Genomic DNA, 12181 nt, shown 5'->3' on the forward strand with positions numbered 1-12181 from the left:
TTTGTTTTTTTAGAAGCATATAATCGTTTTTTGACTAAATTTTAAAATTATTAAAGGGAATAATCTATTTTAAGGTGATTTTGAAGTAAAATTTAATAGAGGTAATAAATGTCAATTATAGATAAAAAATTTTTAGAAATATTAGTCAAAGAGTTGAGGCTACTAACAAAAGAAAACGAATGAGTTGAATTTAAAGTAAATAATGTAGAACCATTTTTAATTGGAGAATACATTTCTGCACTAAGCAATTCTGTAGCTCTTTTAAAGAGAAATAAAGGATATTTGATTTGAGGAATCAATGATATTACTCATGAAATTGTTGGAACTTCATTTGATTATAGAAATGCTAAAAAAGGTTCTGAAAACCTTGAACTCTGACTAACAAGAATGTTAACTCCAAAAATAAATTTCGAATTTCACGATATTTTTATTGAAGATAAAAAAGTTGTTATTTTAATAATTGATCCTGCTTCTGGACAACCTACTCAATTTGAAGGAAAAGAATTCATAAGAATCGGAAGTTCTAAAAAACCACTAAAAGACTTTCCTGAAAAAGAGAAAAAATTGTGAAAAGTTTTTGATAATGAAGTGGAAGAATTAAAAATAGCAAAACACAATAATAACTTTGAAGATCTTAAATTTTTTCTTGATATTGAAAATTATTATAAAAAAATTAATCACCCATTGCCAGAAAATAAAGACAAAATTATCGATGACTTGATTAATGAAAAATTCATTAAAAAATCTGATGCAAATCTTTATGACATAACGAATATGGGAGCGCTTTTAATTGCAAAAAATATAAAAGATTTTGAATATCTAAATCACAAAGATGTAAGAGTTATTTGATACAAAGGAAATAACAAATTAGAAACAATAAGAGAAAGAAATTTTACACAAGGATATGCATTGTCATATGAAGAAATAATAGAATATATTATGACGATAATTCCTCAACAAGAAGTTATTGAAAATGGTATAAGAATTTCAACTACTTCTTATCCAAGAATTGCAATTAGAGAAATCGTTTCAAATCTTTTAATTCATCAATCAATTGAGCAAAAGGGAACAAACCCTATGATCGAAGTATTTGAAAATAGAATTGAATTTTCAAATGCAGGTTCTCTATTAATAAGTGTAGATAGAATAATCGACAGTGTTCCTGTTTCAAGAAATGAAAATATTGCTGGCTTTATGCATAAGTGTGGTATCTGCGAAGAACGTGGAAGTGGTTATGATAAAATTCTTTTTGAAACAATTAAAGAGAGAATGATGGCTCCAAAAATCGAAAATCAAGATGACAAATTTACAAAAGTAACTTTATTTTCTAAAATCCCTTTTGACTTAATGTCTAAGGAAGATAAAATAAGAACATGTTATATGTTTGTGTGTTTATCTTACATTATGGAAAATAAGGCAATAACTAATAATTCAGTAAGAGAGACATTTGGTCTTGATGAAAAAGATAAGTATAAAATATCGAGAATTTTAAAGGATTTAGTTGACTTACAACTTATAAAAATAATTGATAACAATGCACCAAAACACACTAAGTACATCCCTTTTTGAGCTTAAGTCCTAAAAATGGTTCATTTTAAGTTGCGGTAAGTTGCAAAATTGCTGTTTTTAGCAAGATTAAAAATTTTAAAACCCCTATAAATAGGGATTTTTTATTTTTTGAAGTTCAATTTTAACTTGCAGTAAGTTGCGCAAGTTAAAAATTTAAGCCTTTTTTTGATGATTTTTAGTCGATTTTTAGTTTAAGTTGCAAATAGTACTATTTTTCAAAAATGCCTATTTATAGGGATTTTTTTAAAATGCTTACTTTTATGTGCGATTAAAACAGTGTTTTTTAGTGAAAAAATGCAAAAATAAGGGAGTTTAAGTTGCGGTAAGTTGCAAAATTGCTGTTTTTAGCAGAATTTAAAAATTAGAAAGTCCTATAAATAGGGATTTTTAATTTTTGAAACTGAGAATTTAACTTGCGGTAAGTTGCGCAAGTTAAAATTTTAGGGCTTTTTTGGGCTGTTTTTTCTCAATTTTAAGTTTAAGTTGCAATAAGTGGTGCTACTGAAAATTTGCTTTGTTTTAAGCTTAAACAAAAAGAACAGAAATATTTCTGTTCTTGAAATTATTATAGGTCGATGTTTTTTACAAATTTTGCGTTTTCTTCAATAAATTCACGTCTTGGAGCAACTTCTTCGCCCATTAATTGTTCAAAAACTTGAGAAGCAATCATTGCATCTTTAATTTGAACTTGGTACATTTTTCTGGCTGCTGGATCCATTGTTGTTTCTCATAATTGTTCTGGGTCCATTTCTCCAAGTCCTTTGTATCTTTGGATTCCGAATCTTGCATCACCAATTCTTTTTAGAATTTCTTCCTTTTGAGCATCGTTGTATGCATATTCATCTTTTTTACCATATGAAATTTTGTATAAAGGCGGTTGAGCAATGTAAATGAATCCATATTCAATTAGAGGTTTAAAGTATCTGTATAAAAATGTTAATAGAAGAGTTCTAATGTGAGCACCATCGACGTCGGCGTCAGTCATGATAACAATCTTGTGGTATCTTAGTTTGTTGATGTTGAATTCTGGACTAATTCCTGTTCCAAATGCAGTAATTAAAGAAAGAATTTCTTCATTTCTAAATACTTTATCATCGCTTGTTTTTTGGGAGTTAATTACTTTCCCTCTTAAAGGTAAAATTGCTTGATAGTGACGATCACGCCCCATTTTCGCACTACCTCCAGCGGAGTTCCCCTCAACGATGTATAATTCAGCTATTTCAGCATTTTTTGTTGAACAGTCAGCTAATTTTCCTGGTAGTGAACCAATGTCGCTTGAGCTTTTTTTCTTTGTAGCTTCTCTTGCATTAGCAGCGGCTCTTCTTGCTTTTTGAGCTAATAAATTACGCTCAATAATCTTTCTTGCATCACCTGGATTTTCGTTTAAGAATCTTTCAAAAACTTCAGAGAAAATTTTGTTTACAGCAGGTCTAACATCTTTGTTGATTAATTTTCCTTTTGTTTGTCCTTCAAACATTGGATCGCTGTGTTTTACTGAAATAACAACAAACATTCCTTCTTTTAGATCATCTCTTGAAAACTTATCATTTTCAGATTTTAGAAGTTTGTTTTCTAAGGCATAGTTATTAAGAATTCTTGAAAGGGAATCGAAAAGTCCTGTTTCGTGTGTTCCACCTTCTTTGTTATAAATGTTGTTTGCGTAAGTTAGAATTTCTTCTCTATCTTCAGTTACATATTGTAAAGAAACTTCAACATTGATGTCTGTTGATCTTTCTTCCCCTAAATTAAATACACCTTCTGCATAAATTGGGTGTTCAATAACTTTTTCATATCCTTTTGTTAGCTCACTGATGTAGTCAATAATTCCACCTTCAAAGCAGAATTGTTTTTTAACACCTGTTCTTTCGTCTTCAACAACAAATTTTAGTCCTTTTGTTAAGTAAGCTGTTTGTTTGATTCTATCGATGATTGTGTCGAATTTAAAATCATGTTCTTCCATGATGCTAAAATCAGGTTTGAACATAATTGTTGTACCTGTTTCACCTTCAGCACATTCACCGATAACTTTAAGATCATCAAGTTTTTTTCCACCATCTACATATTCTTGGAAATAAACCTTTTTATCTCTTTTGATTCAAACTTTTAGATTAGAACTTAAGGCATTAACAACAGAAGCTCCAACTCCATGGAGTCCTCCAGAAACTTTATAAGCACTACTGTCAAATTTACCACCAGCATGTAAAACAGTTAAAACAACTTCAGCAGCTGAAACCCCATGTTTTGGATGAATTCCAACAGGAATCCCACGTCCATTATCACTAATTTTTGCATAGCCATCTTTTGTAATTGTTACATGAATCTCGTTTGCAAATCCCGCTAAAGACTCATCAACTGAGTTGTCAACAATTTCTCAAATTAAGTGGTGTAGAGCAACAATTCCTGTTCCTCCAACATACATTCCAGGACGTTTTCTAACAGCTTCTAAACCCTCTAGGGACTGTATACTACTTGCACCATATTCATTAGACATAATTACCTCCATACATCAAAATTTGTATTTAATTTATATTTTAAATTATACCACATTTCCCCTTTTTTGCCTTGTTGAAGCTGTATAATAATTTTTTTGCATCTTGAATAATCCTAAAATTTCTTTATATTACTAAACAATCTTAATGCTTAAATTATTAAAAAATAACCCACTAGTAAGCTAATGAGTTATTTGTATTATTCATGTTTAAATTTAATTAGATCTTTAATTGCATATACATATAAAAATCCTGAATAAAGTGAAAATCCTAAAGCAACTATCATTAATGTGTTAAATAATCAATAAACAATCACAAAAGCATTTCCCTCAACTAAAGGTAATACTAACATCATTAAAATTAAAACGATGCTTTGAATCATTGTTTTAATTTTACCTCAAATTGAAGCAGCAACTTCTCTGTTTGATTTTGCAGCAAGATTTCTAGAACCATCAACAATGATGTCTCTTGCAATAAATAAAACAACTATTCAGATTTCAATTCAACCAAAGTATGCTAAGAAAACCATTGCAGTTGCTGTCATAACTTTATCGGCAATTGGATCAAATAGTTTTCCGAAGTTTGAAACTACATTGTATTTTCTTGCTAAAAATCCATCTAAAAAGTCTGTGATCATAGCAGAAATAAAGATTACAAGAGCAAGTGTTAAAGCTCAATAAAGATTGCTTTTTACACTGTAGGCCGGCTTTGAAAAGCTAAATACTAACATGAAAATCAAGAACGGAATAAAGGCAATCATTCTTGAAATTGTAAGAATATTAGGTAAATTCTTTTTATTCATATTTCTCCTTCATTTCTAAATATTGTTTTTTATCTGTTTCATCTGATAAAAATAATTCTTCTAATTCTTTAAAATATTTTATAGTATCTTGACATCTTTTTTGTCATAAATTTGATTTTGTTGTAATTAGATCGTTTAGTTTTTCTGGTAATAAATCATTTTTTTCATAAGGATTATTAACAAAAATTCTTTTGTAACCGTCTAGTTCAAAAAAACTTTTTAGACCTTGTTGTGCTCAATGGTTGATGTCTTTCATTTTTTCATCACCAATTGAAACAACGAAGTGTTCTAGTTTATAATCATTTTTTTCAATTATTCAGTTAGCTTTTGAAACTATGTGAAGCATTAATTCTTTTTCTTCTTTAGCTAATTTTTCTTTTTCTAATTTGATTTTCTTTCTTTTTTTTCTATCACTGATGTATTGGAAAAGGAAGATACCAATTAAAAGAGCAACGATCACAACGATCATTATTATTAAAACAACTGTACTATCCATTTTAACCTCCTAAATTAATAAAAATACTAATATTGTAATTCCAAAAAATATAAATGTTGATGTTGCATCTGTTAGTGTTGCAAGAATTGGAGCTGACATAACTGCTGGATCTTTTCCAAATCTTGCAGCAATTAAAGGAATGATTGAACCCAAGATTTTTGAGAAGACAATTACAAGAAACATTGCGATTGATGAAGCTGCAGAAATAATTAAAATATATGCGTATTTTGGTAATTTTGTTGTAATTCCATCGTGTGTAATTGGTTCAGCTATAAAGATATCTCGTGTTGCCATAAAGTAAATAACAAGTCTGATAAAGTTAATTAACATCAATATAGAACCAATTGTCATCCCAACATTAAGTTCTTTAAAAAATACTTTTCGCATGTATCCACGTTTTTCAATTTCGCCAAGCGATAAAGCACGTGTAATTGTTGTTGCGGACTGTGAACCAGCATTTCCAGCAGAACCCGAAATAACAGGAATAATAGAGACAATTGTTGATATAAAGATTCCTAAACCAAGGGATTTTAGGGAATCATTGTGTTCTAAAGTATCAGTAAATAGCTGTATAACAACTTGCGAAAGTGTTGATCCAAGCATCAAAATAATTAATCAGAAAATTCTGGATTTAACTATTTTCATAACGCTTGTTTTTAGATATTCTTCTTCTGAAACTTCTGAATTAATTCCGGCCATTTTATACATATCTTCTGTGGCTTCTTCTTGGAAAATATCAATAATATCATCCGAAGTAACCATACCAACAAGCCTGTTTGAAGAGTCCATTACAGGAATAACTGACATATCATGTTCAGCAAAGACATTAGCAACCTTTTCTTTGGCGTCTGTTGTATAAACAAAAGGTACAGCGAACATTATATCTTTTAGTTGGTATGAAACTTTAGAGAAAACAATGTCCTCTAAAGTTAGCGCTCCAACGAGTTTTTTGTTTTTGTTTACAATGTAGTAGTAGTGAGTTAGCTCAACATCGTCTTTTTTAGCTCTAATATACTCAAGGGCTTGTTTTGCTGTTCAGTATTCTTTTAGAGCAATGATGTCAACAGACATCACAGAACCGATGTGATCTTCATCATAACGCAGAATCTTGTTAAGTGCCTTTCTTTTTTCAGGATCGATATTTCTTAAGATTCTTGTAGAAAGATTTTGAGGCATTTCTTCTATAAGATCTGCAATTTCATCTGTATATAATTCATCAACAATTTGATCAATCATATCATCTGAAAAGTTGTTGATTAATTCTTCTTGAGAATCACTGTCTAAATAAGAAAATACTTCTGCTGCATTTTCTGTATTTAGCATTCTAAAAAAAATAACTCTTTCAACAACTGACAACTCAGATGCCTCAAGAGCTATTTGTGCAATCGGAGTCGTTTTAGAGAAATCTCTTATTCAGTTTATGTCTTTTTTTTCTATTGCATCTTTTAAAGACATAACGACCTCCTAATTTTTAAGTTTTTGTTCTAGTGCTTTTTTGAATTCTTCGATTGAAACATACTCGAATTTTCCGTGTTTTGCAATTGTAATTCCACCTGTTTCTTCTGAAACAACTATTGTTGTGGAATCTGATTGTTCACTAATTCCCATAGCAGCCCTATGACGTGAACCATATTTATTATTTATTGATTTTGAAGTAATTTTATAATAAGTAGAAGCATAAATCATTTTATTTGCTCTTATTATTACTGCTCCATCGTGTAATGGTGAATTTTTATTAAAAATTGAAATCAATAAAGAGGATGAAATATTTGAGTCTATCTTTACACCATCTGTTCTCATGTTTTCGATATTATCACGGTTTTCAATTGTGATAATAGCACCTGTTTTAGTTCTAGATAGCTCTTCAACTGCGTTTTTTAGTTCAATAATAACTCTATTTTTATTAGAATCTGCCATTTCTTGAAATTTTGATTTTTTACTTCTAATGTGCTTTATTAAAGAAATTAATTCCTTTGTCCCGATTAAAATTGTTAAAAGAAGACAAATTATTAGAATAATTCAAATTAGAGCTATAGTCATATCTTTTTCTTTAAAAAACGCATCATATTATTTTATGATGCGTTAGAAAATATTGTTATTTTTATAGATGAGGAAGCACAAAGATTGTAATGATCAAGAATAATGCTGCGAATCATAATAGGAATCATAGAGCATAGTTTGTTCATGTTCAAATTGTTTCTTTTCTGTAAAATTCTGTTTCTGATGAACCAACAACGATTTTATCTTCAGCGTCTGTAATATCAATAACTTCAACTGGAGTTTCTTCTTTAGTTTTCTTGTTAACTAAAACGTATTCATCTGAATTTTTAATATTTTCTTTTTGGTTGTAAGCTAGAATTTTGCTTGAAATACCATCTGCAACATTAACGTGTGTTAGTGTTGAAGAGTTAACAGATTCTACATTTGTTGTAGAAGTTGTAGATGAAACAACTGGAACAACAGTTGGTTCTGGTTTTTGTGATAATTCTGATTCTCATTTAGCAATTTCTTTTTCAATTTCTTGGCATTCTGCACATTTATCAGCTTCATCTGATTTGTGTGTTGAAGCTGGTTTAGAAGTTGATGAAGCCATTGCTGGTGAAACTGTTGAAACTTCAAGAGCTGTAGCACATCCACCACATGATTCTTTTTCTAGTTCTTCACTTTCTTTTGCAATTAATTGGCATTCTTTACAGTCGTGTGAAACTGCTTGAGCTTGTGTTGAAGCTTGTTGTGAAGGAGTTGCAGTAACAACATCTTTTAGTTGATTTTGAGCAACTTCATTTGAAGGTTTTGCTGCTACTACATTAAATACAGAATCACATTGTTCACAACCGTTAATTAATTGACTTTGTTCTTCTTGAAGCATTTTGTTGCATTCTTCACATTCTATAGATGAAAGAACGATTTTTTGTTCATTTGTGTTTTTCATTGGTGATGTTGAAGTAACAATTTTGTTATCTTCTGCTTCAAGTTCTTTGTTTTCAAGTTCAGCTTCTTTGCATTCTTTGCATTCTTGTGTAGTTTCTACATTTTCTGCAACAACTGGTTCTGCTGGAGCTTGTGAACATTCGAAGCAATCATCTCCTAATTCGTTCTCTAGAGCAAATCTACATTCTTCACATTCATAGTCAAATTCCGCAACTGGTGCATGTTGAGCAACTGGAACAACTTCAACTTTTTCCATTGTTGCAACTTTTGGTTCTTCTTTAACTTCTTCTTTTTTCTCTTCTGCTTTAACTACTTCTTTTACAACTTCTTTTTCTTCTTTAGCCATTAATGGTGCTCATGTTTTAACATCTTCGTCAAGTTTAGCACATTCATCACACTCATCTGTTACATCTCATTCTGGTTCAACAGCTTTTTTAGGTTCAAAGTGAATGATTTCTACTTCAACTTCATCTTCTGGATTTTCACCAATTCTTGTTTTGATTGAGCTAACGAAAACTCCATTTTCTCTTAATCACATTGTTGCATTAAGTTTTAGAGATTTGAAGTGTTCGATACATTCTTCAAGAGAATCAAAAATTTTGTATTTGTTTATTTTAGCTTTTTTAAAAGTAAATTCAGTTTTTTTTGTTTTTTTGTTAGTTCTTTTTGAACAATAAAATTTATCAATCATAATTCCTCTTTTTAATAATTTTTAATTTATTTTTGTCTATACAGCTTCTGTGCTAATAGTAAAAAAATTTTACAATATTTTATAATAAAAAAAAGAAAATAAATATAAATATGCATAAAAAATGTAAAATTCATAGCTTTTTTCAAAAATTTGAGTATATTTTCTGTATTTTTTCTTTATAAAAAGGAAAAATTCCTTTTAAAAGAAAAGACCAAACATCTCTGTTGGCCTTTGTTTATTATTGAGTTTCTTTGTTTAATTCTTGGTGTTTTTGTTTAATTTTGTTTAACACAAAGTTTAATCATCAATTGCTTGCAACTCCTGTTTCATAGAAGTATGCAGGAGATGTAGTTGGTCCAAAAATTGCAATAAAGATGTCTGAAAGCATTTTTGTTTCTTCATTTTCAACTCATTCTCCTGTTGCTCAAGATTTGGCAGTTTTTCTAATTTTTGACAGTTTTAGATATTGTTCTACATAGTTATATGTTTTTTCTGCATCGTCAACAACTGTTGAGTAGCTTGCTTTGTTTTCATCTGTAATGTTTAGTTTTTCAAACTCATCGATTTTTTTGTCAATTTCATCTTTGATGTAAGCTCAGATTTTTTTGAACGTTACTTTAAAGTAATCGTAAGCTTGAATTGCTTTTTTCATGTTTTCATAGCTTGTTAAGCCTTTGTTTTCTTCAAAGGATTGACGATAAGTGTTGAAGTCAACAATACTAAACCCTTCTACCCCTTTAAAAGGCTGTGCTTTACCGAATGAAACATTACTAATTGCTAAAATTGAAATATCAGATTCGGGGTTGTATTGAGAACTGTTTAGTCCAACGTTTTTAACAATGTTTTCTTTTTCTTTGTAATCTTCTGTTCCTTTTCAAACTTCAACTACTTTTTGTTTAATTTCTTGTATTTGCTCATCTGTAATGTTTGAAGAAGAATCGTTTGCTTTTTGTTTTTCTAGTTCTTCAATTTTCTTAATAGAATCGCTTACAAACACTGCGGCAGTTTCTTCTCCTGATTTATAAGCAGTTTTTAGATCTACTTCAAGCTGTTTTAGTTTTAGTTGTTCAAGACTTGATATTGCAGCTATAGTTTCCTTGAGAGCTTTTAGCTCATTTATTTTTGCTTCAAGTTCTTTATATTTTTCTTCGCTTGGATTATTTTTGTTTAATTCTTTATATAAAATAGAAATTGCATTATCAATTTTATCTTCTTCTATTTTCTTTAAAGTTTTTAGAGTTTGAATAGATACTTCATTGTTTTTATCGGCTGAAGCTGTTTTTCTGGCGAGTTCTATATAATCCTTTGTAAAAAAATCTAAAAGACTAAAGAATTCTTCTTTTTCAAAGTCTTTTAGATTATTGTTTTTTGTATCTAAAAGATCTAATTCTGCTTTAAGTTGAGTATATAAATCATTATTATTGTCTTTTAAAGACTCGATTTGAGTATTTAGAGCATCTAAATAAGCTTTGTTTTGTTTAAGAATATTTTCTTTGGATTGTTTAATTAAATTATCCTTTTGATTTTCTTTGTTATCTTGATTTTGTAGTTGTTTTTGTAGTTGCTTATTTTCAGCGTCCTTCTTGTATACAAAAACACTACTTAGTGTTAAAGCCGCAGCAATTGTTGTACTAAAAACAAGAACTGCAGCCAGTTTTAAATGTGACTTTTTCATTTTTGTTCCTTTTCTTTTGTAACTTACAATTAAGTTTTTTTAACTTACTAATACAAAATTATATTATTTTTGTGTATTTGTGCAAATATATTGACAAAAAGCAACAAAAATTGCTTAAATTTAGACAAAAAAGTGCATTTTTGAAATATATCAAACTTTTTCACAAAAAAACTTTTTAGTCTAAACAAATGTGATTTTTTAAGTTTAATTAAGTTTTAAAATTCTTTTTTATAAAAAATAAATATGCTAATTTTAAAAAAGTTTTATAATTTAACTATATAGATTAGAAGGAGATCTCATGGAATTAAAAAACAGAAAAAAAACAATTAACGATCTACAACTTAAAGGAAAAAAAGTTCTTGTTAGAGTTGACTTTAACGTTCCTATTAAAGATGGAAAAATTACTTCAACAAAAAGAATTGTAGCTTCATTACCAACACTAAAAAAAGTTATTGCTGAAGGTGGAAAAGCAATCGTTTTCTCACACCTAGGTAGAATTAAAGAAGAAGCTGACAAAGAGAAAAAAAGCTTAAGACTTGTTGCTGAAGAATTACAAAAACAACTAAACCAAAAAGTTGTGTTTGTTGACCAAACAAGAGGACCAAAACTTGAAAAAGCTATCAATGAGCTTAAAGAAGGAGAAGTTCTTTTATTTGAAAACACAAGATTTGAAGACTTAAACGACAAAGCTGAATCAAAAAACAACCCAGAACTTGGAAAATACTGAGCTTCTTTAGGTGACGTTTTCATTAACGATGCTTTCGGTACAGCACACAGAGCACACGCTTCAAACGTTGGAATTGCAAGCAACATTAAAGAATCTGCAATGGGTTATCTATTAGAAAAAGAAGTAAACGCACTTTCAAAAATCGTTACAAACCCAGAAAAACCATTTATTGCTATTATTGGTGGAGCTAAAATTTCAGATAAAATCGGTGTTGTAAGTTCTCTACTACAAAAAGCTGACAAAGTTATTATTGGTGGAGGAATGGCTTATACATTCAACAAAGCACTTGGATTTAACATCGGTACTTCATTAGTTGAAGAAGACAAAATTGAATTAGCAAAAGAATATCTACAAAAATTTGGAGACAAAATCGTTCTTCCAGTTGATCACGCTATGGCAAAATCATTCGAAGATCAACCAAGAATTCTAAACCCTGAAAACCCTCTACAAATTTTAGAAGGAACAATGGGATTAGATATTGATAAATACTCAATCGAATTATTCAAAAAAGAATTAGAAGGTGCTAAAACAGTTCTTTGAAACGGACCAATGGGAGTTACAGAATTCTCAAACTTCAAATATGGTACAGAAGAAGTTGCAAAAAGCATTTCTAAATTAACAAACGCTTATTCAGTTATTGGTGGAGGAGACTCTGTAGCTGCTGTTGAAAAATTAGGATTTGAACAAGCATTCAGTCACATTTCAACAGGTGGTGGAGCTTCTATTGAATTCTTAGAAGGTAAAGAATTACCAGGAATTGCATCAATTCAAAATAAATAATCAAACAAAACAAGTTTAAGC

The 12181-nt window shown here is 29.5% G+C and carries 9 protein-coding genes; 2 read left to right on the forward strand and 7 right to left on the reverse strand.

Features of this window, described 5'->3' with window-relative positions; genetic code table 4:
• Nucleotides 1-108: 108 nt before the first annotated feature.
• The gene (locus JV122_RS04870; protein WP_205842516.1) at nt 109-1575 is read left to right on the forward strand and encodes an RNA-binding domain-containing protein; all 1467 of its coding nucleotides are present in this window, start codon (nt 109-111) and stop codon (nt 1573-1575) included.
• 559 nt (nt 1576-2134) lie between these two features.
• On the opposite strand, the gene JV122_RS00730 is transcribed toward JV122_RS04870, so the two are convergent.
• The 7 genes from JV122_RS00730 to JV122_RS00760 all read right to left on the reverse strand — a co-directional run bounded on the left by JV122_RS00730 (nt 2135) and on the right by JV122_RS00760 (nt 10653).
• The gene (locus tag JV122_RS00730; RefSeq protein ID WP_205842518.1) at nt 2135-4060 is read right to left on the reverse strand and encodes a DNA topoisomerase subunit B; all 1926 of its coding nucleotides are present in this window, start codon (nt 4058-4060) and stop codon (nt 2135-2137) included.
• Between the two features lie 197 nt (nt 4061-4257).
• On the reverse strand, nt 4258-4860 hold the full coding sequence (gene pgsA, locus JV122_RS00735; protein ID WP_205842520.1) for a CDP-diacylglycerol--glycerol-3-phosphate 3-phosphatidyltransferase: 603 nt from the start codon (nt 4858-4860) through the stop codon (nt 4258-4260).
• On the reverse strand, nt 4853-5356 hold the full coding sequence (locus tag JV122_RS00740; RefSeq protein WP_205842522.1) for an MHJ_0274 family protein: 504 nt from the start codon (nt 5354-5356) through the stop codon (nt 4853-4855). The genes pgsA and JV122_RS00740 overlap by 8 nt, the downstream gene beginning before the upstream one ends.
• Before the next feature lie 9 nt (nt 5357-5365).
• Nucleotides 5366-6811 (reverse strand): magnesium transporter, encoded by a 1446-nt coding sequence (gene mgtE / locus JV122_RS00745; protein WP_205842524.1) that lies wholly within the window; start codon nt 6809-6811, stop codon nt 5366-5368.
• Nucleotides 6812-6820: 9 nt separating this feature from the next.
• Nucleotides 6821-7273, reverse strand: coding sequence for a diadenylate cyclase (locus tag JV122_RS00750; RefSeq protein WP_373422596.1), 453 nt, complete (start codon nt 7271-7273; stop codon nt 6821-6823).
• Between the two features lie 184 nt (nt 7274-7457).
• Nucleotides 7458-8978 (reverse strand): hypothetical protein, encoded by a 1521-nt coding sequence (locus tag JV122_RS00755; protein WP_205842528.1) that lies wholly within the window; start codon nt 8976-8978, stop codon nt 7458-7460.
• Between the two features lie 238 nt (nt 8979-9216).
• Nucleotides 9217-10653: a coiled-coil domain-containing protein gene (locus JV122_RS00760; protein WP_205842529.1), complete on the reverse strand. Its 1437-nt coding sequence runs from the start codon at nt 10651-10653 to the stop codon at nt 9217-9219.
• 298 nt (nt 10654-10951) lie between these two features.
• Here JV122_RS00760 and JV122_RS00765 point away from each other — a divergent pair, with 298 nt between their 5' ends.
• Entirely contained in the window at nt 10952-12160 is a 1209-nt protein-coding gene (locus JV122_RS00765) for a phosphoglycerate kinase (protein WP_205842531.1), read from the forward strand.
• Nucleotides 12161-12181: the final 21 nt, after the last annotated feature.

This window comes from Mycoplasma procyoni, from assembly GCF_017052595.1.
GTDB classification, from domain to species: Bacteria; Bacillota_I; Bacilli_A; order Mycoplasmatales; family Metamycoplasmataceae; genus Mesomycoplasma_A; species Mesomycoplasma_A procyoni.